This is a genomic window from Kitasatospora sp. NPDC094015 (assembly GCF_040304075.1).
Classification (GTDB): Bacteria; Actinomycetota; Actinomycetes; order Streptomycetales; family Streptomycetaceae; genus Kitasatospora.
This window is the reverse complement of sequence record NZ_JBEOUL010000005.1, coordinates 86,615-112,916: the sequence shown is the minus strand read 5'-3', so window position 1 is coordinate 112,916 and position 26,302 is coordinate 86,615. Positions and strand designations below refer to the sequence as shown.

Below are 26,302 nucleotides of genomic sequence, written 5' to 3'. Positions count from 1 at the left end.
TGACGCGCGCTTGCCGCGCGGCCGTTCAGCACGGCCCGCCGGCGCCGCCCACCGGCCCGCCGCCCGCCCCGCCACCCACTCTGACCAGGGCGTCCAGCACCACCGGGTCGTACGCCCGGCCGCGCTCCAGCCGCAGGCGCTCCAGCACCTCCAGGCGCCCCGCCGCCTCCGGCACCCCGGCGCCGCGGGCCGCCGTGAGCAGGTCGTCGTGGGCGTTGGCGACCCGGATGATCCGGGCGGCGACCGGCAGCGAGCGGTCCGGGCGCCCGTCCGGCAGCCGTCCGGGGTCGGCCAGCCTGGCCACCTGCTGCCAGACCTGTCGGGGCACCCCGGTGCGGCGGATCACTTCGCTGCCCAGCCGGGCGATCCGCTGCTGCTCCTCGGTGGGCAGCAGGGCGGTGGCGCCGCCCGGCACCGGCTCGACCAGGGACAGCTGGCCGATGTCGTGCATCAGCGCCGCGTACTCCAGCAGGGCGAGGTCGCGGCTGCCGAGCCCGAGCTCGCGGCCGAGCGCGCAGGCGGTGTCGGCGACCCGGCGGGCGTGCCCCGGGGTGGTGTACCCGGCCACCTCGGTGGCCCGGGCCAGCGCCTCGATGGTCTGGCCGGTGGTCGCCCGGGCCGCGGCCGCCCGGCGGAAGGCGGCCCGGGCGAGCAGCAGCGGGGTGCAGAACAGCGGCAGCGCCCACAGCCCGACCTCGCCGGCCAGCAGGCTGAGCAGCATGCCGGTGGCCACGATCGCGGTGCCGATGCCGGCCAGCGACCGCAGTTCGTCCTCCAGCACCGTGCCGAACCGGCCGCCCGTCCTGGCGTGCTGCAGCACGGCGGCCAGCGCCGCGTCGCACAGCGCCGCCAGCGCGGCCAGCACGATCAGGAACGTCCCGTAGCGGGGCCCGGTCAGCGGTAGCCGGTCGATCGTCCCGCTGGTGTAGAGCGGCTGGAAGAGCACCGCCGCGAAGGAGGCCGTCAGCAGCCGCCGTACGGCCGCGTCGGCCCGGGCCGGCGGCACCCGCGGCCCCGACCGCGGCCGGCCCGCCCGCAGGGTGCGGCGCAGCAGCGCGCCGGCCAACGTGCCGAGCCCGACCACCGCGACCACCTGGAGCGCGCCGTGCGAGGTCGGCAGTCCGCGCAGCGGGCCGAGCAGCGCGTAGGCGAGGCCGGCGGCGGCGGCCACCGGGGCCTGCTCCCGGTCGCCCGGCAGCACGCCCCGGACGCACTCGCCGGCCGCGACCAGCCCGGCGAAGGCCAGCGCCACGGTCGGCTCGGCCAGGCCGTGCAGGAGGGTGTGCAGCAGGGCCGCCCCGAGCAGTCCGGCCGCGGCGCCGTACAGCACCGCGGGCGCCGTGCCGGTCATCGCGGGCGCCGTGCCGGTCACGGCGAGCCGCCGGAGGAGACCGGGGAGCGCCGGCCGGGCCCGCGCCGGGTGGGTTCGGGGACGCCGAGCGGGATGTCCGGCACCTCGCCGTCCCAGCCGCCGGGCGGCGGCGGTTCGACCTGCCAGTCGTGCTCGGCCAGGGCGCGGACCAGGGCCCGGACCATCACCGGGTCGAACTGGCTGCCGGCGCACCGGCCCAGCTCGGCCACCGCCTCGTCGACCGGGCGCCCGCGCCGGTAGGAGCGGGTGGAGGTCATCGAGTCGAAGGCGTCGGCGACCGAGATGATCCGGGCAAACTCCGGGATCCGGGCGCCGGACAGGCCGTCCGGGTAGCCGCGGCCGTCGAGGCGCTCGTGGTGGTGCAGGATGCCGTCCCGGGCCTCGCCGAGGAAGGCCAGCTCGCGGACCAGCTCGAAGCCGGCCACCGGGTGCACCTCGACCGCCCGGCGCTCCGCCTCGCTGAGCGGGCCGTTGCGCCGCAGCAGTTCGGTGGCGACCGCGAGCTTGCCGACGTCGTGCAGGGTGCCGGCGAAGTGCAGGGTGCGGATCCGCTCCTCGGCCATCCCGAGCTGGCGGGCGATCAGCACGGAGGCGCGGCCGACCCGCTCGCTGTGGCCGCGGGTGTAGGCGTCCTTGATCTCCACCGCCTGCACCAGGGCCTGCACGGTGGCGCGGTGGGCCGCGTGCTCGATCTGCGTCTGGGCGCAGACCCAGGCGCAGATCGACAGCGGCAGCAGCGCCAGCAGCACCGCGAGCGGCCCGTACGCGCCCTGCCAGAGCACCGCGACCATCAGCCCGCCGGCGCCGTGCAGCAGCGCGGACGGCAGGCAGGCGGCCAGCTCGCGGAGCGCTCCCACCGCGGAGCCGCAGCCGGCCAGCCACCGGAGGAAGCCCACCAGCACGCCGTTGACCAGGCAGAACACCAGCACGGCGGCGAAGGCGCCGAGGGCCGCGCCGGGGAACCGGGCGCCCGCCAGCAGCCGCGGGCCGTCGACCAGGTGGAAGGTGGCGGCCGCCGCGAAGGCGGCCACCGCCAGCTGCCCGGCGTTCCACAGCCGGCGCGGCCCGCGCGGCGCCGGCACCCGCCCGACCAGCGCGGCCGGCACCGCGACCAGGGCGGCGGCGGCCGGCGGGAGCATCAGCACGCCGGTGAACAGCACCGGCAGGAAGCTGCTGCCCGGGCCCCCGGCCGGCTCGGCCGGGTCCTGGTCGCGGCGGCGCAGGACGCGCCAGATCCGGGCGCAGGGGGTGGGCAGCCCTTGGGCGATCGACTCCAGGCACAGGTGCAGCACGGCGAGCGGGGCCAGCCGGCGGAGGTCGACCGGCCCGCCGACCCACGGGGCCGGTTCGGCGACCAGCAGGGGCAGCAGGCAGCAGAGGGCGGCGGCGGCCACGGCCGCGACGCAGCCGACCACCGCGGGCGGCAGGGCCACCCGGTCGCGTTCACTGGTGATTCCGGCCTCCCCACGCCGCGTTCCGCCCATCTGACGTGAGGGCCAGACAGGAGGATAGGGCGCGGCCGGAGGGCTCGGACGCACGATGCGGGATTGCCGCTGTCGCCACCAGCCCAGCTCACCCGAACGAGTGAAACAGCTGGCCGTGGCGCCCAGTTGACGTTCTTTCCCGAGCCCCACCTTAAGAGAAGCCCAAGCCTTGGCCGCGCTCTTGACCCCCGCATGTGGTCCAGTCCATTTTATGGAGCAGCCCGGTCCGCGCCCGGGGCCCCCAACCCGCGTACCGCGCCACCCGCCTCCCCGCCGCCGTGCGCGCGGGGCGGTCCCCCACACCCCCGCTCGGAGAGGTTCCCATGGAACGAAACCGGCTCCGCTCCCCCGCCCCCGGCCGGCACCGCAGCCGCCGGGGCACCCTCGCGGCCGTCGCCACCGCCGCGCTCGGCCTGGTCGCCGGAGGCGTCGTCGCGCTGTCGACCGGCACCGACGCGCTCGCCGCCACCGACGCGCTGGGCAGCAACTGGTACGCCTCGGCGCCGTACCTGATGCCCGAGGACAACAGCCCGCCGGACCCGGCCGCCGTGATGGACGCCACCGGGCAGAAGGCCTTCCAGCTGGCCTTCATCCTGGACGCCGGCGGCTGCCGGCCGGCCTGGGGCGGCACCTCCTCGATCGACACCGACACCACCATGCCCGCGGTGATCCAGAAGATCCGCGCCAAGGGCGGCGACGTCTCGGTCTCGGTCGGCGGCTACGGCGGCAACAAGCTCGGCCAGAGCTGCGGCACCCCGGAGGCGACCGCCGCCGGGTACCAGAAGGTGATCACCAAGTACCAGCTGAAGGCGATCGACTTCGACCTGGAGGAGCCCGAGTACGAGAACACCGCGGCGATCCACAACGAGATCGGCGCGGCGCGGATCCTCCAGCGCGACAACCCGGGCCTGTACGTGTCGATCACGACGGCCGGCACCAACGCGGGCACCGGCTGGTTCGGGACCCAGATGCTGAACGAGGCCAAGTCCCAGGGCTTCACCCCGAACAACTTCTCGATCATGCCGTTCGACGGCGGCTTCAACGGGGCGTCCGCGCAGACCGACGCGCTGGTGAAGTTCAACCAGATCCTGCAGACCACCTTCGGCTGGAACGAGGCCACCGCCTACGCCCACGAGGGCGTCTCGCTGATGAACGGCCGCACCGACGCCGCCGAGTACTTCCGGCAGGCGGACTTCCAGACCGTGCTCGACTTCGCCACCGCGCACAAGCTGGCCCGCTACACCTACTGGTCCGTCAACCGGGACCGCCAGTGCGCCGGCACGGTCGACCCCGGCCTGTCCGGTTCCTGCTCCAGCGTCGCCCAGAACGACTGGGACTTCACCAAGTTCACGGTCCGCTTCGCCGGCGCGACCCCGCCCACCACGCCGCCGACCAGCCCGCCGCCCGGCAGCCCGAGCCCCAGCCAGACCCCGCCGCAGGGCAACTGCACCCAGCCCGCCTGGAGCCCGACCACCACCTACACCAACGGCAACGCGGTCTCGTACCAGGGCCACAACTACCACGCCAAGTGGTGGACGCTGAACGAGGTCCCGACCGCCAGCGGCCAGTGGGGCGTCTGGGCCGACGACGGCCCCTGCTGACGATCCGCCACGAACGGCGACGACCGGCCGCGACCGCCGGACAACGCCGCGGGCCGGCCACGGGAGATCCCGGGCCGGCCCGTACGCGGATGTCCGCGGTTGTCCGCGGCGACGAGGGGCTGCGGCTGTTACTCGGCCGCGGCGGTCGCCGGGGCGCCGTGCCCGGGTGCCGGGCCGTCACCGCCCTGCGCGGCCGCGGCGGCCGCGGCCCGCTGGCCGGCCCGGATCGAGTCGATCCTGGCCAGCACCTTGGTCCGCAGGTCGACCGGCGTGTCGTCGCAGCCGCAGGACCGCTTGATCAGCGCCTTGATGGCCTGTTCGAGACCGTACTTCTCCAGGCAGGGGGAGCACTCCTCGAAGTGCACCCGCAGCTTGGCGCAGTCGCCCTCGGCCATCTCGTTGTCGAGGAATTCGTAGAGGTGGTCGAGCACCTCGCCACACTCGGTGTCGTGCGGATCGCCGCAGCTCATGAGCCCGCGCCCTTCGCTTCCTGCCCTGCTCCACTGCCCGCCGGGACCAGCCCGCGGTCACGGGCGTAGTCCTCCAGCATGCCGCGCAACTGGCGACGGCCCCGGTGCAGTCGGGACATCACCGTACCGATGGGTGTACCCATGATGTCCGCGATCTCCTTGTAGGCAAAGCCCTCGACGTCCGCGAGATACACCGCGATGCGGAATTCCTCCGGGATCGCCTGCAGGGCGTCCTTCACGTCGCTGTCCGGCAGGTGGTCGAGCGCCTGGGCCTCGGCCGAACGCAGACCGGTCGACATGTGCGACTCGGCCCGGGCCAGCTGCCAGTCCTCGATCTCCTCCGCCGCGGTCCGCTGGGGCTCGCGCTGCTTCTTGCGGTACGAGTTGATGAAGGTGTTGGTGAGGATCCGGTACAGCCACGCCTTGAGGTTGGTGCCCTCGCGGAACTGGTGGAAGGACGCGTACGCCTTGGCGAACGCCTCCTGCAGCAGGTCCTCCGCGTCGGCCGGGTTGCGGGTCATCCGCAGCGCCGCCGAGTACATCGGATCGAGGTACATCAGCGCGTCCCGCTCGAAGCGGTCGCGCCGTGCCTCCTCGCTCTCGTCCGCGGAGACCCGGAAGGTGTCCTCACCGATCGCCTCGGCCAGCTCGTCACCGGAGAGCGCCTCGCCGGCGGGCACGCCCTCAACCGGACCGCCCACCTCCGGTACGGACTCGTCATCGGTCGCGACGACCGGACCCACCTCCTCGGCACTGCGGGCCCGGCCCACGGTGGGCCGACCCGAGATGGAGGATATCGGGCTCACGAGCTTCTCGCCCGCGACAAGCCACTCCGACCAGTCGGGAACGAGCGCACCTGGCACCGCTCGCTCCTCCGGCCGCTCGGGGCACGCGATCGAACCCATGGGCTGGGCCACCTTCCACCGGGACTGTGCTGACGGTGGGGTCAACCATCGGACCCCGGCCCGCATTCCCGGCCACGGACGGTGACCGCGGCCACGTCCCGTCGACACTTCCCGTCCGGCTCGCCTTCGGTGTCCGGTCAGGGCCGCCCGCCGGGCCCGGTCAGCTCGGTGAGCCAGCCGCCGACGGCGTCGGTGATCAGGGCGAGGACCTCCGGCCGGCCGAGCGCCGCCCGCTTGGGCACCTTGAACCCGTGGCCCGCCTCCGGCACCTCCACCAGCCGGTGGCCCGCCGGCAGCGCCGGGAACTCGGCCGGGCCGCCGAAGGTGTCGGCGCCGCCCTGCACCACCAGCGTGGGCAGGCCGGTGTCCAGCAGTTCCTGCGCCCGGCTCTTCTCCGGCCGCCCCGGTGGGTGCAGCGGGAAGGCCAGCGCCAGCACCCCGGCCGCGCCGCTCGCCAGCCCGGTCCGGCAGGCCACCCGGGCGCCCGCGCTGCGGCCGCCGACGTACAGCGGCACGCCGTCCGCGGCGAGTTCGGGCAGCACCGGCAGCCAGAGCGCGTCCAGCGTCCGGGGCGGCGGGGCCAGCTTCTTGCCGGCCACCCGCCAGGGCTGCTCGACCAGGGCGACGGTGAAGCCGAGCGGCGGCAGCGCGGCGGCCAGCGCCTGGAGGTCCGCCGCCTCGATCCCGCCGCCGGCGCCGTGGCCGAGGGCGAGCCGGGCGCGCGGGCGGCCGGCCGCCTCGAACAGGGTGATCCGGGCGTCGCCGGCGGGGGTGGGGACCAGGGTCTGCACGCGGGGCTCCGGGGATCGGGATCGGTTGCGCGAGGGGCGCAGCGGGTCAGAAGAGCGTGGTGCGGTCCTCGTCGGTCGGCTCGCGGACCAGCTCGGGACCGTTGTTGCGGATGTTGCCCACGGCCGCGCCGACCGGGTGCACCCGCAGCGCGCCGGGGCCGGGCGCCACCAGCAGCGAGCGCAGCTCGTCCGGGTCGGTGCGGGCCGGGTCGAGCCAGGCGTCGAAGCCGCCCGGGTCGAGGAACAGCGGCATCCGCTCGTGGATCGGCGCCAGCAGCGGCTCCGCCTCGGTGGTGACGACGGTGCAGGTCACCCGCCAGGCGTCCGGGTGGTCGCCGGGCACCGTGCGGTCGCGCCAGAACTCGTACAGGCCGGCCAGCGCGAGGACACCGCCGTCGGCCCGGGAGACGAAGTACGGCTGCTTGCCCGCCCGGCCCTTGGCCCCGGGTATGGACTGCCACTCGTAGTACCCGTCGACCGGGACCAGGCAGCGGCGGGCGGCGAAGGCCTGGCGGTAGGCCGGCTTCTCGTGCACGGTGTCGGCCCGGGCGTTGATCATCTTGACCGCGGTGTCCGGGGACACGGCCCAGGCCGGCACCAACCCCCAGCGCAGCACCCGCAGCTGGCGCACCGGCGGCCCGCCGCCGCCCCGGGGGGTGCGCTCCAGCACCACGAAGGCCGGATCGGTGGGGGCCACGTTCCAGCTCGGGGCGAGCGTCTCGGCCGGGTCCCACTGCCCCACCCCGAAGATCTCGACCAGGTCCTCCGGCTTGGTGGAGGAGGCGAATCGACCGCACATGGGGATCACTCTGCCACGCCCGCCGGCCCGCCACGGCGGCCTTCCACCGGTCGGGACCGGCCGGTCGAGCACCGGGGCGGACTGGGCGGGGCACCGGACCCGGAGCCGGCCGGAGCACCGGCGCGGAACCGTCCGGAGAACGGACGGAGAAACCTGACGGAGAACCGGACGCTACCGCCGGGCCGTCCTGGCATGGGAGGCTGCCGGTCCGGCAGCGGACCTGAGGGACGGGTGGTGAGGATGGACTACGCGGACGTGTGGCACCGGGTGGTGGACCCGCAACCGCTGCCCCCGGGCTGGCTGGCGCTGGCCACCGCCGGGGTCGCCCTGCTCGCCGTGCTGCCCGGCCCGGCGTGGCGGCTCAGCCGCAACGTGGTGACCATCGCGCACGAGGGCGGCCACGGCCTGGTCGCGCTGCTCACCCGGCGCCGGCTGTCGGGCATCCGGCTGCACTCCGACACCTCGGGGCTGACCCTCTCCTCCGGCCCGCCCACCGGCCCCGGCATGATCCTCACCGCCGCGGCCGGCTACACCGCGCCCTCGCTGCTGGGCCTGGGCGGGGCCGCCCTGCTGGCCGCCGGGCGGATCACCGCGCTGCTGTGGATCGCCATCCTGCTGCTGGCCGGCATGCTGATCATGATCCGGAACGCCTTCGGGGTGCTCTCCGTGGTGGTCACCGGGGCCGCCTTCGTCCTGGTCTCCTGGTACGGCGGCGACCAGCTCCAGGCGGCCTTCGCCTACCTCGGCATCTGGTTCCTGCTGCTGGCCGGCGTCCGGCCGGTGGTCGAGCTCCAGCGCAAGCGCCGCCACGGCGGGGCGCCCGACTCGGACGCCGACCAGTTGGCCCGGCTGACCGGGGTCGGCGCGCTGCTGTGGGTGACCCTGTTCCTGGTGATCGCCCTGGTCTGCCTGCTGATCGGCGGCGGCTGGCTGCTGGAGTGGCCGACCCGCTGAGCGCCCCCGCCGCGCCCCGGACGCCGCACCGGCGGGTACACCCACCACCCCTAGACTTGCCGCATGACCGACTCCCTGTGGCCCGCCCCCGTCGCCACCGCCGCCGTCGACGCGACCGTGACCATCCCCGGCTCCAAGTCCGCGACCAACCGCGCGCTGGTGCTGGCGGCGCTCGCCGACGGCCCGGGCTGGGTCCGCCGCCCGCTGCGCAGCCGCGACTCCCAGCTGATGGCGGACGGCCTGCGGGCGCTGGGCGTCGGCATCGAGGAGACGGTCAACGCGGCCAGCGGCGGCACCGGCGGCGGCGAGGCCTGGCGGGTCATCCCGGCCGGCCGGCTGCGCGGCCCCGCCCAGGTGGACGTCGGCAACGCCGGCACCGTGATGCGCTTCCTGCCCCCGCTCGCGGTGCTCGCCGACGGCGCGGTGCACTTCGACGGCGACCCCCGGTGCTACGAGCGCCCCCAGCACGGCGTGATCGACGCGCTGCGCGCCCTCGGGGCGCGCATCGACGACGGCGGCCGCGGCGGTTTCCCGCTCACCGTGCACGGCACCGGCTCGCTGGACGGCGGCCCGGTGGAGCTGGACGCGTCCTCCTCCTCGCAGTTCATCAGCGCCCTGCTGCTCTCCGGCGCCCGCTACAACAACGGCGTGGAGATCCGGAACACCGGCGGCAGCGTCCCCTCGCTCCCCCACATCCGGATGACGGTGGACATGGTCCGCAAGGCCGGTGGCCAGGTGGACGCCCCCGAGGACGGCGGTGAGAAGGACGTCTGGCGGGTCACCCCCGGCGCCCTGATCGGCCGCGACCTGGTGGTGGAGCCGGACCTCTCCAACGCCGCCCCGTTCTTCGCCGCAGCCCTGGTCACCGGCGGCCGGGTGGCCGTCCGCGACTGGCCCCGGCACACCTACCAGCCGGGCGACCAGCTGCGCGAGATCTACACCCGGATGGGCGGCAGCTGCCGGTTCACCGACGAGGGCCTGGAGTTCACCGGCACCGGCCGGATCCAGGGCATCGAGGCCGACCTGCACGACGTCGGCGAGCTCACCCCGGTGATCGCCGCCGTGGCGGCGCTGGCCGACTCCGAGTCCCACCTCTACGGCATCGCCCACCTGCGGCTGCACGAGACCGACCGGCTCGCCGCACTCGCCAAGGAGATCAACGACCTCGGCGGCGACGTCACCGAGACCGAGGACGGCCTGCGGATCCGCCCGCGCACCCTGCACGGGGGCGTCTTCCAGACCTACGAGGACCACCGGCTGGCCACCGCCGCCGCCGTGCTCGGCCTCGCGGTCAAGGGCGTCGAGGTGGAGAACGTGGCGACCACCGCCAAGACCCTCCCGGACTTCCCGCAGATGTGGGCCGACCTGCTGGGCCAGAGCTGACGGGGAGGGGGACCGCATGCGCCGCTACGGCAAGGACGCCGACGAGGACGACATCCGCAACCGCCCGGGCCGCAAGGGCTCCCGGCCGCGGACCCGGATCCGGCCCAAGCACGAGGACGCCGCCACGGCGATGATCCTCACCGTGGACCGGGGTCGGCTGACCTGCCTGGTGGACGCGGGGACCAAGCAGGAGCGCCAGGTCACCGCGATGAAGTCGCGCGAGCTGGGCCGCAAGGGCGTGGTGGTCGGCGACGTGGTCCACGTGGTCGGCGACCTCTCCGGCGAGCCGGACACGCTGGCCCGGATCGTCCGGGTCGAGGAGCGCAGCTCGGTCCTGCGGCGCACCGCCGACGACGACGACCCGTACGAGCGGATCGTGGTCGCCAATGCCCAGCAGCTGGCCATCGTCACCGCGCTGGCCGACCCGGAGCCGCGGCCCCGGCTGATCGACCGCTGCCTGGTCGCCGCGTACGACGCGGGCATGGAGCCGCTGCTGGTGCTCACCAAGTCGGACCTGGCGCCGGCCGCGCCGCTGCTGGAGTCGTACGCCCCGCTGGGCATCCGGTACGTGGTGACCCGGCGGGACGAGCTGGCGACGGCGGGCGCGGAGGCGGTCCGCGAGCACCTGCGCGGGCGCTCCACGGTCTTCATCGGGCACTCGGGCGTCGGCAAGACCACCCTGGTCAACGCGCTGGTGCCGGACCGGCAGCGGACCACCGGCGTGGTCAACGCGGTGACCGGCCGGGGCCGGCACACCACGGTTTCGGCGCTGGCGCTGCGGCTGCCCCCGCCGCCCGGGGCGAAGCCCGGCTCGAAGAAGGCGCTCGACCCGGGCTGGGTGATCGACACCCCGGGCTTCCGCTCCTTCGGGCTCTCGCACATCGACCCGTCCCGGGTGATCCTCGCCTTCCCGGACCTGGAGCCGGGCACCGTCGACTGCCCCCGCGCGTGCAGCCACGACGAGCAGGACTGCGCCCTGGACGCCTGGGTGGCGGACGGTCACGCCGATCCGGCCCGGCTGTACTCGCTGCGCCGGCTGCTGTCGACCCGCGAGGCCGGCGAAGGGGACTGACCGGCGCCGCCGAACACCGTTCGGCCGGTCGGAGGTGTCAGCGGCCGCCACGCTGGTGATCATAAGGAGGTCGGACCGTCCGGTCCGGCACCACCAGGTGGCAGGGAGTCAGCTCGATGCCATGGGCCATGGTGATCCTGGCCGGTCTGCTGGAGACCGGCTTCGCGGTCAACCTCAAGCTGAGCCACGGGTTCACCAAGCTCGGGCCCACGATCGCGTTCTGCGCCTTCGCCCTGGGCAGCTTCGGCCTGCTCACCCTCTCGCTGAAGTACCTCCCGGTCGGCAGCGCCTACGCGGTGTGGACCGGCATCGGCGCGGCCGGCACCGCCGTGTACGGGATGGTCTTCCTGGACGAGTCCAGCAGCACCCTGAAGCTGGTCTCGATCAGCCTGGTGATCGCCGGCGTGGTGGGGCTCCAGATCAGCGGCAGCGGGCACTGACCCGGCCGCGGCCGGGGCCGGGGCGTCCGCTGTGCGAGCCGTGGTGCCGGGAGGGCGGGCGGCTCGCTATCGTTCGGGCATGGCCGACTACCACGACGATCTCCGCCTTGCCCACGTCCTCGCCGACTCGGCCGACTCCGTCACCATGGAGCGCTTCAAGGCCCTGGACCTCAAGGTCGAGACCAAGCCCGACCTGACCCCGGTGAGCGACGCCGACAAGGCCGCCGAGGAGCTGGTGCGCAGCGTGCTCCAGCGCGCCCGGCCGCGCGACGCGGTGCTCGGGGAGGAGTACGGCCTGCAGGGCAGCGGCCCGCGGCGCTGGGTGATCGACCCGATCGACGGCACCAAGAACTACGTCCGCGGGGTGCCGGTCTGGGCCACCCTGATCGCGCTGCTGGAGGAGGGCGTGGACGGCGAGGCGCAGCCGGTGGTGGGCATCGTCTCCGCCCCCGCGCTGAACCGCCGCTGGTGGGCGGCGAAGGGGCTGGGCGCGTACGCCGGCCGCAGCCTCGCCAAGGCGAGCCGGATCTCGGTCTCGGGCGTGGCCGACCTCGCCGACGCCTCGCTCTCCTACTCCTCGCTGACCGGCTGGGAGGAGCGCGGGCGGCTCGACCCGTTCCTGGACCTCACCCGGGCCTGCTGGCGGACCAGGGCGTACGGGGACTTCTGGTCCTACATGATGGTCGCCGAGGGCGCCGTGGACATCGCCGCCGAGCCCGAGCTGAGCCTGTGGGACATGGCGGCGCCGTGCATCGTGGTGCAGGAGGCGGGCGGCCGGTTCACCGGTCTGGACGGCTTCGACGGGCCGAACGGCGCGGACGCGGTGGCCAGCAACGGGCTGCTGCACGAGGAGGCGCTGCGCCGGCTCAGCGTCTGAGCCGGACCGGCCTGCGGGCCGGGGCGCCCGGTGACGTGGCCGCGGGCCCGGGGGGATGCGGTGATCCCCCCGGGCCCGCGGGTGCTTCGGCGCCCGGTCGCCGGGGCGGGCCGCTACCGCTGCTTGCGCAGCGTGCGGACGGCCTCCGCCAGCCGGCGGCCGTAGTCGGCGTCGGCGCGGCGGAAGTTCTCGACCGCGCGCTCGACGATGTCCTCGCGGTCGGGCGAGACCTTGGCGATGAAGCCGGCCAGGTTGGCGATCAGGCGCTGCTTCTCGTCCTCGGAGTAGAGCCGGTAGAGGGCGCCGGCCTGCACGAAGTCGTCGTCCTCGGCGTGCGAGGGCGCCTCGTGGGTGCCGGTGGCGCCGGTGACCGGGAGGGCGGACCAGAGCGGGCGGCCGGTCTGGACCGGGCCGCCGAAGCTGTTCGGCTCGTAGTTCTTCTGCCGGCCGTGGCGGCCGTCGTAGAGGTGGCCGTCCCGGTGGTTGGTGCGCGCCTCGGCGGCGTGCGGGCGGTTCACCGGCAGGTGGTCGGCGTTGATGCCGACCCGGTAGCGGTGGGCGTCCGCGTACGCGAACAGCCGGCCCTGGAGCATCTTGTCCGGGGACGGGCCGATGCCGGGCACGAAGTGCGCCGGGGAGAAGATCGACTGCTCGACCTCGGCGAACACGTTGTCGGGGTTGCGGTCGAGCTCCAGGCGGCCGATCTCGATCGGCGGGTAGTCGGCGTGCGGCCAGACCTTGGTGAGGTCGAACGGGTTGAAGCGGTAGGTCGCGGCGTCGGCGGCGGGCATGATCTGCACCTGCACCGTCCAGCTCGGGAACTCGCCGCGCTCGATCGCCTCGCGCAGGTCGCGCTGGTGGCTGTCCGGGTCCTCACCGGCGAGCGCGTTGGCCTCGGCCTGGGTGAGGTTGCGGATGCCCTGGTCGGTCTTGAAGTGGTACTTCACCCAGAAGTGCTCGCCGGCCTCGTTCTGCCACTGGTAGGTGTGCGAGCCGTAGCCGTTCAGGTGGCGCAGCGTGGCGGGGATGCCGCGGTCGCCGAACAGCCAGGTCACCTGGTGGGTGGACTCCGGCGACAGGCCCCAGAAGTCCCAGACGTTGTCGGCCTCCTGGGAGCCGGTGTACGGGTCGCGCTTCTGGGTGTGGATGAAGTCCGGGAACTTGATGGCGTCCTTGATGAAGAAGACCGGCGTGTTGTTGCCGACCAGGTCGTAGTTGCCGTCCTCGGTGTAGAACTTCAGCGCGAAGCCGCGCGGGTCGCGGACGGCGTCCGCGGAGCCCAGGTTGCCCGCCACGGTGGAGAACCGCAGGAAGGTCTCGGTCTGCTTGCCGACCTCGGACAGGAACGCCGCCCGGGTGTACGGGGTGACGTCGGCGGTGACCGTGAAGGTGCCGTAGGCGCCGGCGCCGCGGGCGTGCACCACGCGCTCCGGGATGCGCTCGCGGTTGAAGTGGGCGAGCTTCTCGAACAGGTGCTGGTCCTGGAGGAGCGCCGGGCCGCCCGCGCCGGCCGTCTCGGTGTTCTGGTTGTCGGCGACGGGTGCGCCGGCCTCCGTGGTGAGGATGGGCCGCAGGTGGTCCTGGGTGGTCATGGCGTGCCTCCGCGTGGTCCGTTCGAGTCGAATCGATCCTAGCTTGGACATTGTCCAAGTCAAGAATCAATCCTGGATGAGAGCGTGCCTTACCCTTGGGCCATGAGTGACCTGCTGGAAAGACTCCGGACCCGCGGCTGGCGGCTGACCTCGCAGCGGCGCGTCGTGGCCGAGGTCCTCGACGGCGAGCACGTGCACCTCACCGCCGACGAGGTGCACGCCCGCGCGGTCGAGCGACTGCCCGAGATCAGCCGGGCCACCGTCTACAACACGCTGGGCGAACTGGTCGGCCTCGGCGAGGTCCTGGAGGTCGCCACCGACGGCCGGGCCAAGCGGTACGACCCCAACGCCCACCACGCGCACCAGCACCTGGTCTGCTCGGGCTGCGGCGCCATCCGCGACGTCCACCCCCAGGGTGATCCACTCGACGCACTTCCGGCCGGCGAGCGCTTCGGCTTTGTCATCTCGGGCGCCGAGATCACCTACCGCGGCCTCTGCCCGGACTGCGCCGGCCGCTGAGCCGCCGCCCGGCGCCGATCACCGCACAGCCGGGTCACCGCACAGCCGTCGCCGCACAGCCGTCGCCGGACACCCGCTCGCCGGGCACCCCGGGCCGGGCCTGTGGTCAGGCGCTCAGCTCGGCGTGCAACGCCCCGAGCAGCCGGCCGGCGCGCTCCGCGACCTCGGCCGGCCCGTACTCCGCCGCCCGGCGGCACCAGTTCTCCGCCTGCACCGGCTCGCCCCGGCGCAGCGCCAGCAGGGCCAGCCGCAGCGCCGCCCGCCCGTGCCCGGCGTCCGCGGCCCGGGTGTACCAGAGCACCGCCTCGGGCTCCGCGTCCTGCCGCGCGAGCAGCAGTCCCAGGTTGAAGGCCGCGCTGCGGCTGCCCGCCTCCGCCGCCCGGCGGTACCAGCTCTCGGCGATCTCCAGTGCCCCGCGCTCGGCCGCCCGCACGCCCATCCGGACCTGGGCCCGGCGGTGCCCGGCGTCGGCCGCCGTGGCGTACCAGTGCTCGGCCTCCGCGTCCGCGTCACCGCGCCGGTCCAGCACCGAGGCCAGCCGGAACGCGCCCTCGGCCGAACCGCCGGCCGCCGACTGCCGGTAGCGCTCCAGCGCCGCGGCCAGGTGGCCGCGCTGCTCCTGGGCCACCGCCAGCTGGAGCGCGGCCTCGCCGTGCCCCTCCGCGGCGGCGCGCGCGTACCACTCGTGCGCCTGCTGCTGGTCGCCGCGCCCGGCGTGCAGCACGCCGAGGTTGAAGGCGCCGTCCACGCTGCCGGCCTCGGCGGCCTTGGAGAACCACGGCTCGGCCCCGGACTCGTCGCCGCGCTGGAGCAGGATCACCGCCAGCGCGTTGCAGGCCTCCCGGTGCCCCGCGTACGCGGCCCGGCGGTACCACTGCTCGGCCTGCGCCTCGCGGCCCGCCCCCGCGCACAGCAGGCCGAGGTTGAAGGCGCCGTTGTGGTCGCCGGCCTGCAGCGCCACCCGGTACCAGCGCTCGGCCTCGGCCTGGGCACCGCGGCCCGCGTGCAGCGCCCCGAGCGCGTTGGCCGCCGTGCCGTCGCCCGCCTCGGCGGCCTCCTGCCACCACTCGGCGGCCGCGGTCAGGTCGCCGGCGTCGCGCAGCAGGAAGCCCAGCGCGCAGGCCGCCCGGGCCTCGCCGTTCTGGGCCGACTGCCGGTACCAGCGGGCGGCCTCCTCGACCAGGGACGCGTCCTCCTGGGCCCGCTCCTCCAGCAGCACGCCGAGCCGCAGCGCCGCGCGGGCATGGCTGCGCGCCGCGGCGGTGCGGTACCAGGTCTCGGCGGTCTCCTTGTCGCCGGCGGCCTCGCGCATCCGGGCCAGCCGGTACGCGGCCTCCCGGTGGCCGGCGTCGGCGGCGGCCTTGAACCAGCGCTCGGCGCGCACGTCGCGCCGGTGCTCCATCAGATCGCCCAGCGCGTACGCCCCGAGCGGGTGGCCGTGCTCGGCCGCGAAGTGCAGCCAGTACTCGGCCGCCTCCTCCTCGCCCTGGTCGCGCAGTTGCAGCCCGAGCGCGTGCGCCGCCGGGGCGCTGCCGGCCACCGCCGCCTGGCGCCACCACTGGGCGGCCTCCGCCCGCTGGCCCTGCTGGTGCAGCAGCACGCCCAGGTTGTTGGCGGCGGCCCGCAGCCCGGCCGCGGCGGCGGTGCGCAGGTACGGCTCCGCGTCCGCCAGGTCGCCGCGGCGCAGCAGCAGCGCGCCGAGCTGGCTGGCGGCGTTCGGGTCGCCGGCGTCCGCCGCGCGGCGGTGGCGGGACTCCAGGGCGGCCTGCTCGCGTGCGGCCAGCGCGCTCTCGAAGCTGGTGGCGTCCGGGTCGGCGTCCTCGCCCGCGGCGGGGCCGGCCGGCCCGGCGCCGGGCACGTAGGCACCGATGGCGTCGACGAGTTGCTGCGCGGAGACGTGCACCAGGCTCTCCGGGCCGTAGCCCTCCGGCCTGGGGGCGGTGCGGGCGGTGGCGCGCTGGGCGGGCAGAGCGGTGTGCGTGTCGTCCGGGCCGATCGCCCAGCCCTCGGTGTCCGCCTCGATCACGCGCGCGGCGGCGGCCCGGCCGCGGTCCGCGTCGCGGTCGGCCGCGATCCCCGCTCCTCGCTCGTTCCTGCCGATCAGCTTCATGCCGACTCCCGCTCCCCCAGAGTGCTGCGGCATCCTCCCCCGGCCTTCGACCGGGGGGAGCTCCGGGGGGCGTGACCGGGTCGACGGCGCGTCAACGGCCGTACTGCGTCCCCCATGTGCTCCATCGTCGCATCACCCGCAACCCGCGTACACCTGCCCCGGCCGAATTTGGCGGGGCGGGGCCGAAGCCCGGCGAGATTGCTTCAGCGCTTTGTCGATTTCCCGACACCTGCCCCCCACAAACCCCGGTCAGGCATCGTACCGGAGTTGATCACCCCTTTGCCCGACACACGGCGAAGGCCCGGAGGATTCTGGATCCTCCGGGCCTTCGGCTACTGAGTAGCGGGGACAGGATTTGAACCTGCGACCTCTGGGTTATGAGCCCAGCGAGCTACCGAGCTGCTCCACCCCGCGTCGGTACCTGAACAGTAGCACGGACGCGGGGCAGATCATCAATCGATTGCCGCAGCTCAGCCGGAGGCCGACGGCGAGGGTGCGGCGCTCGGCGTCGCACCGGCCGTCGCACCGGCCGTCGCGCCCGGCGTGGCGGGGGCGCTCGGCGAGGGCGCCGGCGCCGGCGTGGAGCCGGGCTTCTGCTGCGCCGCGGCGGCCCGGTTGATCGCGTCCTGGAGCGCCTTCTGGGCCTCGCCGTACTTGGCCCAGTCGCCGTTCTTCAACGCCTCCTGGCTGTCGTTGTACGCCTTCTGGGCGTCCTGGATGGCCTGGGTGACCACCGGGTCGGCCCCGGTGCCCGGGGTGGGCGTGGTCGGCGTGCCCGGCGTGGTGGTGCCGGGGGTGGTGGGCGTGGTGGGCGCCGTCGGGGTGGTCGGGGTCCCGGCCGCCGCGTTGCCGAACACCTTGGCGAGCGCCTTCTCCAGGGTGTCCTCCAGCGCGACGTTGTCGTTGCCGTACACCGCGAGGACCTTCTTCAGCACCGGCACCCGGGCGCCGCGGCCGATCAGGTAGACCGGCTCGACGTTGAGCAGGCCGCCGCCGACCGGGAGGGTCAGCAGGTTGCCGTACTCGATGTCGGAGTCGGTGCCGGTGCGCAGCAGGGTGAGCTGGTTGGCCACCGACTGGTCGGAGTTGAACTTCGCCTGGGTCAGCTTCGGTCCGAGCGCGCCCGAACCGCTGGGCACCTTGAGGATCCGGATCTTGCCGTAGTCCGGCCCCGGGTCCGCGCTGACCGCCATGAAGGCCGCCAGGTTGTCCCGCCCGCTGGGCACGAAGCTGGTGGTCAGCGAGAAGTTGGCCGCCTGGGCGTCGGGCATCCGCAGGGTCAGGTAGTACGGCGGCTGCACCTCACCGGTGTTGGTGGTCGGGTCGACCGGCACCTGCCAGATGTCCGTGCCGTTGAAGAAGCCGCCGGCGTCGGTCATGTGGTACTGCGAGAGCAGGTCGCGCTGGACCTTGAACAGGTCCTGCGGGTACCGCAGGTGCGGCATCAGCGTGGCGGGGATCTCGCTCTTGGCCCGGACCGTGCCGGGGAAGGCCTTCATCCAGGTCTTCAGCACCGGGTCGGCGTCGTCCCACTGGTAGAGGGTGACGTCGCCGGTGTAGGCGTCGACGGTGGCCTTCACCGAGTTGCGGATGTAGTTGACCGTGTTGACGGCGGTCAGCGTGCGGCCGCGCTGGTCGGTCAGCGAGTCCTTGGTGACGTCGCCCAGGGTGGTCTTGGAGGAGAACGGGAAGCCGTCCGAGGTGGTGTAACCGTCCAGCACCCAGACCAGCTTGCCGTCCTGCACCACCGGGTACGGGTCGGCGTCGATCGACAGCCAGGGCGCGACCTTCTCGACCCGCTCCTTGGGGGTGCGGTCGTAGATCACCTTGGCGCCGTCGGCGATCGCGCCCGAGTACAGGATCTGCGGCTCGGCGAACTTCACCGCGTACGCGGCCCTGGTCAGCGGGTTGTTCAGCGAGACGCCGCTGCCGCCGGTGTACTTGTAGGTCTCCGCGGCGCCCGACTCCGAGGTGTAGTCGATCTCCTCGTTGGTGCCGCCGACGATCGAGTAGGTGCTGGTCTTCTCGCCGTAGTAGACCCGCTGCTGGTAGTCGCCGAGGGTGCCGGTGGTCGGCAGCGAGGACTCGGTGTAGACCGGGTTGCCCAGCGCGTCGACCTGGTTGCCCTTGGCGGCCACCAGGCCGTAGCCGTGGGTGTACTTGAAGTGGTCGTTGATCCAGTTGCGCTGCTGCACCCCGCCGAGGTCCAGCTCGCGCACGCCGACCACGGTGTCCTGCGGGCCGTAGCGGTCCACGTCCAGGGTCTTCGGGAAGCCGTAGTACTTACGCAGCGCCTCGTTCTGCTGGAAGGTCGGCGCGACCACGTTCGGGTCCAGCAGGCGGATGTCGGCGATGGTCTGGGCGTCCGGCTTCAGCGCGTCCGCGCTGGTGGTGCCCTTCGGCTCGTAGCTCTGGGTCTGGCTGTCCGCGATGCCGTACGCCTGGCGGGTGGCGTCGATGTTCTTCTGGATGTACGGCGTCTCCTTGGCCTGCTCGTTCGGCTTGACCTGGAACTGCTGCACGATCGCCGGGTAGACCCCGCCGATCAGCACGGCCGACAGCGCCATCAGGCCGAAGCCGATCAGCGCCGGCGCCCAGGTGCGGCGGACCGGGGTCAGGAAGAACAGCAGGGCGCAGATGATCGCGACGAAGAACAGGATGTTCTTGGCCGGCAGGAAGGCGTTGGCGTCCACGTAGCGCAGGCCGGTCCAGCCGTCCACGCCCTTGTACGAGCCGGACTTCACCGCCAGCGCGTACCGGTCCAGCCAGTACGCCACCGCCTTCAGCAGCACGAACACGCCCAGCAGCACCGCGAGGTGGCCCTGCGCACCGGCACTGGCGCGCCGGCCGGGACCCTGCAGCCGCAGGCCGCCGTACAGGTAGTGCACCAGCAGCGAGGCCAGCAGCGAGACGATCACCGCGCTGAACGCGAAGCCCAGCAGGAACTCGTACCAGGGCAGTTCGAAGGCGTAGAAGGAGACGTCCAGGTGGAACTGGCTGTCCTTGACCCCGAACGAGGTCTCGTTGGTCCACAGCATCCAGGTCCGCCACTGCCCGGAGGCGGCGGCGCCGGCGACCAGCCCGATCAGCAGCGAGACGCCGATCAGCAGCCACTTCTTGTACGGCGCGACGCCCATCCGGTAGCGGTCCAGGCTCTGCTGCTCCACCGACATCGCGGCCAGCGGCGGGCGCAGCCGGTACGCCAGCCAGAGGTTGGCGCCCACGATCACGGCCATCAGCAGGCCGAAGACCGCGAACAGGCCGGCCTTGGTCCACAGCTGCGAGGTGAACACCGAGGAGTAGCGGACCGACTTGAACCAGAGCCAGTCCGTCCAGAGTCCGGAGAACATCACGAACAGCACGAACAGCAGGGCCAGTACGCCCGCGGTGAGCAGGAGCACCTTGGTGCGACGGGAGGGCGGACCGACTCGGGCACGGAACCCCGGGCCCGGGCGATCCGGCATCTGGAATACCAAGGTGGCACCTCTGCTGTTGTGTCGTGGACTTCGTGAGGGGTCGGACTCCAGTGCAACTTAATCGGTCTTTACCGGAGTTCCCACGGTTGGGAACGAGATCGCACCGTCACCGGACCCGGCCCGCGGCCCGGCGGGCCACCGGCCGCCCGGCCCCGTGTGAGGATTGGGGCATGTCCGATGCCCACAACACCCCCTCCGGCACGCCGTCCGAGGCCGCCGGCCTGCCTCCCGCCGCGACCCCGCTCACCCGGGCCGCGCTGGAGATCGACGAGTACGCCGCCACCCTCGGCTGGGACCTCCCGGCCCGCCTGTTCGCCCTGGTGGACACCGCGAAGCTGCGCAAGGCCGACCCGCGACTGGCCAAGCAGCTCGGCCTGACCGACGGCGACAGCGCCGGCCTCACCCCGGTCGAGCAGGAGGAGCTGCCGGCCGGCACGGCGCTGGACAAGTTCCTCGGCACCATCGCCTGGCCGGACCAGGTCGTGGGCTGCGCGCTGGTGGTCGAGCGCCTGATGCTCCCGCCGGGCGCCGAGCAGTCCCGCCCGAAGAACGCGACCGAGGCCGAGCTGGCCGACTGGGTGGCCAACCACCCGGCCCGCCAGGAGGTCCGGATCACCGCCGCGGTGCTGCGCGACGGCTCCCGGGAGATCGCCCTGCGGCTGCGCGAGAAGGACGTCGCGCGCGAGGTGCTGACCGGCCCCGACCTGGTGCCGGGGCTGACCGAGGCGCTGCTCGCCACCTTCTCCTGACCGCCGGCCGTCCCACCGGGCTGCCAGGGGCGGCCCGGTGGGACGGCCGAGGCCGGACAGGACGGGGACTCGGCGCGCCCCGCGGTTCAGCGGGGGCAGGCCGGCAGCGCGGAGGTCTGCCCGGAGCGGATCCCGTCCAGTGCCTTGAGCGCGTCCGCCAGGGTGTCCACCTTGACCAGGGTGAGGCCGCCCGGCGTGCCCTGGACGGCCTCCGAGCAGTTGTCGGCCGGGGTGAAGAAGTACTGGGCGCCCTTGTTGCGGGCCGCGATCAGCTTCATCTGGATGCCGCCGATCGGCCCGACCTTGCCGTCGTCGGCGATGGTGCCCGTACCGGCCACGAACTTGCCGCCGGTGAGGTCGTCCGGGGTGAGCTTGTCGACGATGCCGAGCGCGAACATCAGGCCGGCGCTGGGGCCGCCGACGTCCTGCAGCCCGATGTCGATCTTGAACGGGTAGGTGTGGTCGATCCCCGGCACGATGCCGACGATCGCCCGGTCCGAGCCCTGCGCCTGCGCCGTGGTGATGGCCACCTCGGCACGGTCACCGTCGGCCGCGCCGCGCGGGACGACCGTGAACACCGTGGTCTCGCCCGGCTTGTGCTTGGTGACCTGCTCCGCCACCCCGGCCGCGGTGGTCACCGCCGTGCCGTCCACCGCGAGGATCCGGTCCCCGGCGTGCAGCTTGCCCTCGGACGGCCCGCCCGCCGCGACCGAGGCCACGATCACCTGCGCGCCGACCGGGATGCCCAGCTGGGTCAGGGCGGCGGTCTTCGCGCTGTCCTCGGAGGAGGCGAACTCCTCCGCGTTCTGCTGCTGCGCCTCGCTGTCCGTCTGGCCCTTGGGGTAGACGTTGTCGTGCGGCACCACCAGCACGTCGTCCCGCAGCCAGCCGACCACCGCGGAGACCAGGCTCGGCTGGTACTTGGCGCCGGTGACCTGGACCGTGGTCATGTTGAGGTGACCGGTGGTCGGGTAGGTCTCGTGCCCGGTGATGCTGATCACCGGCTCCCCGGTCTTCTCCTGCACGCCGAGGGTGTTGTACGTCGGCCCCGGGCTCATCTCGGTGTACGGGACCTTCATCACGACCGAGGCACAGAGCAGGCCTATCAGCAGCAGGGTGGCGGCGAGCATCGTCGCGGAGCGGCGTGGCATGGCTCGACAGTACGGGAAGCGGGTGACCGGCCGCGGGCGGGGCCGGACTACCGTCCGCCGCGACGGGCGTCGGCGGCGGTACTGCGTTCCATCGCGGCCCGGAACCGCTCGTGCTCGGCGAGCGAGGCCGGATCCGCGGTGGCCCGCGGGGACCGGGCGGCCCACAGGGCCCAGAGGGTGCCCAGCAGCAGGGCGGCGACCGGAATGATCAACCAGGCGAGCGCAGCCATGTCCGTACTCCCAGCTCGTCGTGTCTATGAGCAGATTAGCCGCCCGGTGGAGAACGGCCACGGCGGCATCCGGGTTACGGCGGCGGCGTCCGGCTCACCAGCACGGGGGAACCCGTGCCGGGAGCTGGGCCGAAAGGGTGAGCCGGGTGGGAGCATGCGGGCCGGGCGGCGGTCCGGGCCGGTCCGGGAGCGGTCCGGGGCGGGTCAGCAGCTGCCGGCGCCGACCCACTCCTCCTCGCCGTCCGCGAACACCTGGTGCTTCCAGATCGGCACCTCGTGCTTGAGGTCGTCGATCAGCCGGCGGGCGGCGGCGAAGGCCTCGCCCCGGTGCGGGCAGGAGACCGCGACGATCACGGCCTTGTCCGTGATCTCCAGCCGGCCGACCCGGTGCACCGCGGCAAGCGCCCGGACCGGGAAGTCCGCCACGATCTTCTCGGCGATCCGGCGCAGCTCGCGCTCGGCCGTCGGGTGGGCGCTGTACTCCAGCGCGGCGACCGATTTGCCGCCGTCGTGGTCGCGCACCGTCCCGACGAACACGGTGGTGCCGCCGGCCGCGTCGTCGCCGACCGCCTCGTAGACCTCGTCGAGCGAGAGCGGGGTCTCGCGGATCGCGAGCAGGCGGATCGGGTCGTGGTTCTCGGACATGCTCCCCATGATTGCCCATGCCGGGTACCGGAGGACAAGGCCCTTCCGCATCACGATTGGGAAATTTCGCATCGCGGTAATGCGGTGCGCAGCCCCTGCGGAAGGCCGAGGTCGGCGGCGATCAGAAGCGGCGCCGCTTGCGCGCCCGGCGGACCAGCGCCGCCGTACCCACCAGCGCCACCGTCGCACCGGCCGCGCCCAGGCTGGTCGCCGCCTCCTTGCCGCCGAGCCGCCGACCGGCCACCGCGTGCTTCCCGGCGACCTGGGCCAGCAGTTCGGCCAGCACCTCCTCGTTGCTGTAGACGGGCCGCCAGCCCGCCTCGTGCAGCCGGCTGCCGGACACCACCCAGGGGTACATGGTGTACGCCAGGTCGCCGGCCGGGGCCGGGGTCAGACCCAGCCGGTGCAGCCGGGCCGCGGTCCCCAGGGCCAGCGAGGCGGGCAGCTCCATCCGCCGGATCCCGGAGAGCGTCTCCACGTCCTCCTGCTCCAGCCAGCCGTCGCAGCCGACCGTCACCTCGCCCTCGACCAGCCCGAGCGCCGCGTACTCCAGCGCGGCCGCCAGGTCGTCCACGTGGCAGAACTGCCAGCAGGGGCGGGAGCCGGCCACCACCAGCAGCCTCGGCGCCTCGAAATGCCTGGTCAGCACGGTGTCGACACCGGGGCCGACCACCACGGCCGGGCGCAGCACGGTGACCTGGAGGCCCGGGTGGGCGCGCGGCGCCCGGCGGGCCAGGCGCTCGATCTCCAGCAGGTCACCGACCAGCGAGGCCTCCTCGGTGGCGCGCAGCTCGGAGTCCTCGGCGAGCGGCACCTCGTTGTCCGCGAGGGCTCCGTAGACCATCGCCGAGGTACACAGCACCACCCGGTGCACGCCGGCGGCCGCAGCGGCGGTCACCACCGTCTGCGCGCCCCTCACGTTGTACGCGCTCCGGGCGCGCGGGTCCGACTCCATCCCCAGGTCCATCGCCAGGTGGACCACCACGTCCACGCCGGCCAGCCGCTCGGCCACCGCCGGGTCGCGGATGTCCAGCACCCGCCACTGGGCGCCGGGCACCTCGCCGCGCCGGTCGTCGACCGCGAGCACCTTGCGCACCGCTGGCGAGGCCACCAGCCGTGCGGCGACCCGCTCACCGAGCACACCGGCCGCGCCGGTGACCGCCACGGTGAGCGGCCGACCGCCGTAGGCTGGAGACGGCGAACCCGTGGTGACAGGGGCGTCCTCATCTCCGGTCAGCCCAGAGCGAACGTCCGAAGGCGGGGAACTCACCGACCATCCTCCACGGTTAGCTTATGTGCGTACGTACGAGTGTCACGTACGGTCCATCCTGCCCGAGGCGCGGGCCCAGCGGTGCACCCGGCGCGGTCAGGCCGCGAGACCATTGCCCCGCCCGCCGCCGCGGGTGCGACGTTTCCCCCCGCCACACCACCCCGTGACGGCCGACCAGATCGAGGACCCCGTGAGCGACCTCCCCTTCGGATTCTCCAACACGCCCGAGGAGCCTGAGGACGGCAAGGGCAAGCCCGAAAAGAGCGGCCAGGACAGCGGCGGCCAGGACCAGGGCTCCCCCTCGGAAGGTACCCCCCAGCAGCCGTTCGGCTTCGGCCCGGGGAACCCGCTGGGCGCGTTGTTCGGCATGGGCGCCCCCGGCGGCCCGGCCGGCGACAACCCGTTCGGTGCGATGCTCGGCAACCTCAACCCCAACGACCTGGGCGCGGCGTTCCAGCAGCTCGGCCAGATGCTCTCGTTCGAGGGCGGGCCGGTCAACTGGGACCTCGCCAAGGACATCGCCCGCCAGACCGTGGTCGCCGAGCAGCCCGAGGGTCGCAGCAAGGACCGCTCGGTCGGCGCCGCCGAACGCACCGCCGTCGCCGACGCGGTCCGGCTGGCCGAACTCTGGCTGGACTCCGCCACCGAGTTCCCGGCCGGCGCCAACACCGCCGTGGCCTGGAGCCGGGCCGAGTGGATCGAGGCCACCCTGCCGGTCTGGAAGGACCTGGTGGACCCGGTCGCCGAGCGGGTCGGGAACGCGATGGGCGGGGTGCTGCCCGCCGAGATGCAGGCGATGGCCGGGCCGCTGCTGGGCGTGATGCGTTCGATGGGCGGGGCGATGTTCGGCACCCAGATCGGCCAGGCGCTCGGCGCGCTGGCCGCCGAGGTGCTCGGCTCCACCGACGTGGGCCTGCCGCTCGCCCCGGCCGGCAAGGCCGCCCTGCTGCCGCAGAACATCGCCGAGTTCGGTGACGGCCTGAGCGTGCCCGCCGAGGAGGTCCGGCTCTACCTGGCCCTGCGCGAGGCCGCCCACCAGCGGCTGTTCGCCCACGTGCCGTGGCTGCGGGCGCACCTGTTCGGCGCGGTCGAGGCCTACGCCCGCGGCATCAAGGTCGACAGCTCCCGGATGGAGGAGCTGGTCGGCCAGCTCGACCCGGCCAACCCGGAGGCGCTCCAGGAGGCCCTGGCCGGCGGCCTGCTGCAGCCCGAGGACACCCCCGAACAGAAGGCCGCGCTGGCCCGGCTGGAGACCGCGCTCGCGCTGGTCGAGGGCTGGGTGGACGCGGTCGTGCACACCGCCGCCGAGCCGCACCTGCCGCAGTCCGGCGCGCTGCGCGAGACCCTGCGCCGCCGCCGCGCCACCGGCGGGCCGGCCGAGCAGACCTTCGCCACCCTGGTCGGCCTGGAGCTGCGCCCGCGCCGGCTGCGGGACGCCTCCCGGCTGTGGGCCTCGCTGGCCGACGCCCGGGGCATCGAGGGCCGGGACGCCCTGTGGAGCCACCCGGACATGCTCCCCACCGCCGCCGACCTGGACGACCCGGACGGCTTCGTCCACCGCCCGGCCGACGAGGGCCTGGAGGGCGGCATCGACTTCGACGCCTTCGACAAGCTGCTCGGTGACGCCGCCAAGGGCCGCACCGAGAGCGGCGAGGGCACGGACACCGCCACCGGCACCGGTGAGAGCCAGGGCGACAAGCCCCGGACCGACGGCAAGGACGACACCGCAGGTGACGCCGAGGGCGACGGCGAGGGCCCGAAGGCATGACGATCGCGGACACCTCGCTGCACGCCGACGCGGTCCGCGCGCTGACCACCTGGACCGGCGGCGACGCCGGCCAGGAGGCGCTGCGGCAGGACTACCTCGACCACCTCGCCGCGCACCCCGACGGCATGTGGCGGGCCTGCCGGCCGGCCCACATCACCGCCAGCGCCCTGGTGCTGGACCTCACGGGCGGCCGGGTGCTGCTCACCCTGCACCCCAAGGTCGGCCGCTGGCTCCAGATGGGCGGCCACTGCGAGCCCGGTGACCTGGACCTCGCGGCGGCGGCGCTGCGCGAGGCCACCGAGGAGTCCGGCATCCCCGACCTGACGCTGCTGGCCGTCGACGGCCGGCCCGCCCCGGTCAAGCTCGACCGGCACGCCGTCCGGTGCGCCGGCAAGGACCGGCCGGACAACACCCACCTGGACGTCCAGTACGTGGCCCTGGCACCGGCCGGGGCGCGGGAGCTGATCAGCGAGGAGTCGCTGGACCTGCGCTGGTTCGACCTCGACGGGCTGCCCGAGCAGACCGACAGCTCGGTGCGCGAGCTGGTCGCGATCGCCCGGCGGCTGACGGCTCACGGCTGACCGGCCGACCGGCCGGCTGAGCACCCACCTGGTCCCGCCGGGTCGGTGCTCGGCCGGTCGGGC

At 74.1% G+C, this 26,302-nt stretch carries 23 protein-coding genes and 1 tRNA gene; 10 read left to right on the top strand and 14 right to left on the bottom strand.

Annotated features, from left to right (window positions below):
* Positions 1 to 25: 25 nt before the first annotated feature.
* Together ABT014_RS08495 and ABT014_RS08490 are read right to left on the bottom strand one after the other, a co-directional pair.
* A complete protein-coding gene (locus tag ABT014_RS08495; protein ID WP_350637903.1) occupies positions 26 to 1,351 on the bottom strand; it encodes an HD-GYP domain-containing protein in 1,326 nt (441 codons plus the stop codon).
* A gap of 17 nt (positions 1,352 to 1,368) precedes the next feature.
* Positions 1,369 to 2,805 (bottom strand): HD-GYP domain-containing protein, encoded by a 1,437-nt coding sequence (locus ABT014_RS08490; protein WP_350637902.1) that lies wholly within the window; start codon positions 2,803 to 2,805, stop codon positions 1,369 to 1,371.
* Between the two features lie 374 nt (positions 2,806 to 3,179).
* On the opposite strand from ABT014_RS08490, the gene ABT014_RS08485 reads away from it, so the two are divergent.
* Positions 3,180 to 4,457 carry a carbohydrate-binding protein gene (locus ABT014_RS08485; protein WP_350637901.1) on the top strand — a complete coding sequence of 426 codons (1,278 nt, stop codon included), beginning with the start codon at positions 3,180 to 3,182 and terminating at the stop codon, positions 4,455 to 4,457.
* 128 nt (positions 4,458 to 4,585) lie between these two features.
* Here ABT014_RS08485 and rsrA read toward each other — a convergent pair whose 3' ends face one another.
* From rsrA to ABT014_RS08465, 4 genes are all read right to left on the bottom strand, one after another.
* Positions 4,586 to 4,927, bottom strand: a complete 342-nt coding sequence (gene rsrA / locus ABT014_RS08480; RefSeq protein WP_350637900.1) for a mycothiol system anti-sigma-R factor — start codon at positions 4,925 to 4,927, stop codon at positions 4,586 to 4,588.
* Positions 4,924 to 5,607, bottom strand: coding sequence for a sigma-70 family RNA polymerase sigma factor (locus ABT014_RS08475; protein WP_350637899.1), 684 nt, complete (start codon positions 5,605 to 5,607; stop codon positions 4,924 to 4,926). Before ABT014_RS08475 ends, rsrA begins: the two co-directional genes overlap by 4 nt.
* Positions 5,608 to 5,969: 362 nt before the next feature.
* Positions 5,970 to 6,623 carry an alpha/beta hydrolase family protein gene (locus ABT014_RS08470; protein ID WP_350637898.1) on the bottom strand — a complete coding sequence of 218 codons (654 nt, stop codon included), beginning with the start codon at positions 6,621 to 6,623 and terminating at the stop codon, positions 5,970 to 5,972.
* A 46-nt stretch (positions 6,624 to 6,669) separates the two neighbouring features.
* The gene (locus ABT014_RS08465) at positions 6,670 to 7,422 is read right to left on the bottom strand and encodes an SOS response-associated peptidase (protein ID WP_350637897.1); all 753 of its coding nucleotides are present in this window, start codon (positions 7,420 to 7,422) and stop codon (positions 6,670 to 6,672) included.
* A 240-nt stretch (positions 7,423 to 7,662) separates the two neighbouring features.
* Here ABT014_RS08465 and ABT014_RS08460 point away from each other — a divergent pair, with 240 nt between their 5' ends.
* The 5 genes from ABT014_RS08460 (at position 7,663) to hisN (ending at position 12,148) form a co-directional block, all read left to right on the top strand.
* On the top strand, positions 7,663 to 8,376 hold the full coding sequence (locus ABT014_RS08460; RefSeq protein ID WP_350637896.1) for a M50 family metallopeptidase: 714 nt from the start codon (positions 7,663 to 7,665) through the stop codon (positions 8,374 to 8,376).
* A 63-nt stretch (positions 8,377 to 8,439) separates the two neighbouring features.
* On the top strand, positions 8,440 to 9,759 hold the full coding sequence (gene aroA / locus ABT014_RS08455; protein ID WP_350637895.1) for a 3-phosphoshikimate 1-carboxyvinyltransferase: 1,320 nt from the start codon (positions 8,440 to 8,442) through the stop codon (positions 9,757 to 9,759).
* Positions 9,760 to 9,775: 16 nt separating this feature from the next.
* On the top strand, positions 9,776 to 10,831 hold the full coding sequence (gene rsgA / locus ABT014_RS08450; protein ID WP_350637894.1) for a ribosome small subunit-dependent GTPase A: 1,056 nt from the start codon (positions 9,776 to 9,778) through the stop codon (positions 10,829 to 10,831).
* Between the two features lie 116 nt (positions 10,832 to 10,947).
* A complete protein-coding gene (locus ABT014_RS08445; RefSeq protein ID WP_350637893.1) occupies positions 10,948 to 11,271 on the top strand; it encodes a DMT family transporter in 324 nt (107 codons plus the stop codon).
* Between the two features lie 79 nt (positions 11,272 to 11,350).
* A complete protein-coding gene (hisN, locus tag ABT014_RS08440) occupies positions 11,351 to 12,148 on the top strand; it encodes a histidinol-phosphatase (RefSeq protein WP_350637892.1) in 798 nt (265 codons plus the stop codon).
* A 113-nt stretch (positions 12,149 to 12,261) separates the two neighbouring features.
* Here hisN and ABT014_RS08435 read toward each other — a convergent pair whose 3' ends face one another.
* Entirely contained in the window at positions 12,262 to 13,740 is a 1,479-nt protein-coding gene (locus ABT014_RS08435; RefSeq protein ID WP_350637891.1) for a catalase, read from the bottom strand.
* Between the two features lie 102 nt (positions 13,741 to 13,842).
* On the opposite strand from ABT014_RS08435, the gene ABT014_RS08430 reads away from it, so the two are divergent.
* Positions 13,843 to 14,259 (top strand): Fur family transcriptional regulator, encoded by a 417-nt coding sequence (locus tag ABT014_RS08430; protein WP_350637890.1) that lies wholly within the window; start codon positions 13,843 to 13,845, stop codon positions 14,257 to 14,259.
* 106 nt (positions 14,260 to 14,365) lie between these two features.
* Here the strand turns inward: ABT014_RS08430 and ABT014_RS08425 are convergent, their stop codons facing one another.
* The 3 genes from ABT014_RS08425 to ABT014_RS08415 all read right to left on the bottom strand — a co-directional run bounded on the left by ABT014_RS08425 (position 14,366) and on the right by ABT014_RS08415 (position 19,833).
* Complete coding sequence (locus tag ABT014_RS08425; RefSeq protein WP_350637889.1) at positions 14,366 to 16,369, bottom strand: tetratricopeptide repeat protein; 2,004 nt, start codon at positions 16,367 to 16,369, stop codon at positions 14,366 to 14,368.
* A 340-nt stretch (positions 16,370 to 16,709) separates the two neighbouring features.
* Positions 16,710 to 16,783, bottom strand: a tRNA-Met gene (locus tag ABT014_RS08420).
* A gap of 56 nt (positions 16,784 to 16,839) precedes the next feature.
* Positions 16,840 to 19,833 (bottom strand): UPF0182 family membrane protein, encoded by a 2,994-nt coding sequence (locus ABT014_RS08415; RefSeq protein WP_350637888.1) that lies wholly within the window; start codon positions 19,831 to 19,833, stop codon positions 16,840 to 16,842.
* 182 nt (positions 19,834 to 20,015) lie between these two features.
* On the opposite strand from ABT014_RS08415, the gene ABT014_RS08410 reads away from it, so the two are divergent.
* The gene (locus tag ABT014_RS08410) at positions 20,016 to 20,594 is read left to right on the top strand and encodes a PPA1309 family protein (protein ID WP_350637887.1); all 579 of its coding nucleotides are present in this window, start codon (positions 20,016 to 20,018) and stop codon (positions 20,592 to 20,594) included.
* 86 nt (positions 20,595 to 20,680) lie between these two features.
* Here ABT014_RS08410 and ABT014_RS08405 read toward each other — a convergent pair whose 3' ends face one another.
* The 4 genes from ABT014_RS08405 to ABT014_RS08390 all read right to left on the bottom strand — a co-directional run bounded on the left by ABT014_RS08405 (position 20,681) and on the right by ABT014_RS08390 (position 23,890).
* A complete protein-coding gene (locus tag ABT014_RS08405; RefSeq protein ID WP_350637886.1) occupies positions 20,681 to 21,745 on the bottom strand; it encodes a YlbL family protein in 1,065 nt (354 codons plus the stop codon).
* Between the two features lie 47 nt (positions 21,746 to 21,792).
* Positions 21,793 to 21,975, bottom strand: coding sequence for a hypothetical protein (locus tag ABT014_RS08400; protein WP_350637885.1), 183 nt, complete (start codon positions 21,973 to 21,975; stop codon positions 21,793 to 21,795).
* Positions 21,976 to 22,179: 204 nt separating this feature from the next.
* Positions 22,180 to 22,620, bottom strand: a complete 441-nt coding sequence (locus ABT014_RS08395) for a molybdenum cofactor biosynthesis protein MoaE (RefSeq protein ID WP_350637884.1) — start codon at positions 22,618 to 22,620, stop codon at positions 22,180 to 22,182.
* 121 nt (positions 22,621 to 22,741) lie between these two features.
* Positions 22,742 to 23,890 (bottom strand): NAD-dependent epimerase/dehydratase family protein, encoded by a 1,149-nt coding sequence (locus ABT014_RS08390; RefSeq protein WP_502894899.1) that lies wholly within the window; start codon positions 23,888 to 23,890, stop codon positions 22,742 to 22,744.
* Between the two features lie 190 nt (positions 23,891 to 24,080).
* On the opposite strand from ABT014_RS08390, the gene ABT014_RS08385 reads away from it, so the two are divergent.
* Together ABT014_RS08385 and ABT014_RS08380 are read left to right on the top strand one after the other, a co-directional pair.
* Positions 24,081 to 25,658, top strand: coding sequence for a zinc-dependent metalloprotease (locus ABT014_RS08385; protein ID WP_350637882.1), 1,578 nt, complete (start codon positions 24,081 to 24,083; stop codon positions 25,656 to 25,658).
* Positions 25,655 to 26,239 (top strand): NUDIX hydrolase, encoded by a 585-nt coding sequence (locus tag ABT014_RS08380; protein ID WP_350637881.1) that lies wholly within the window; start codon positions 25,655 to 25,657, stop codon positions 26,237 to 26,239. The genes ABT014_RS08385 and ABT014_RS08380 overlap by 4 nt, the downstream gene beginning before the upstream one ends.
* The last annotated feature ends 63 nt before the right edge of the window (positions 26,240 to 26,302 follow it).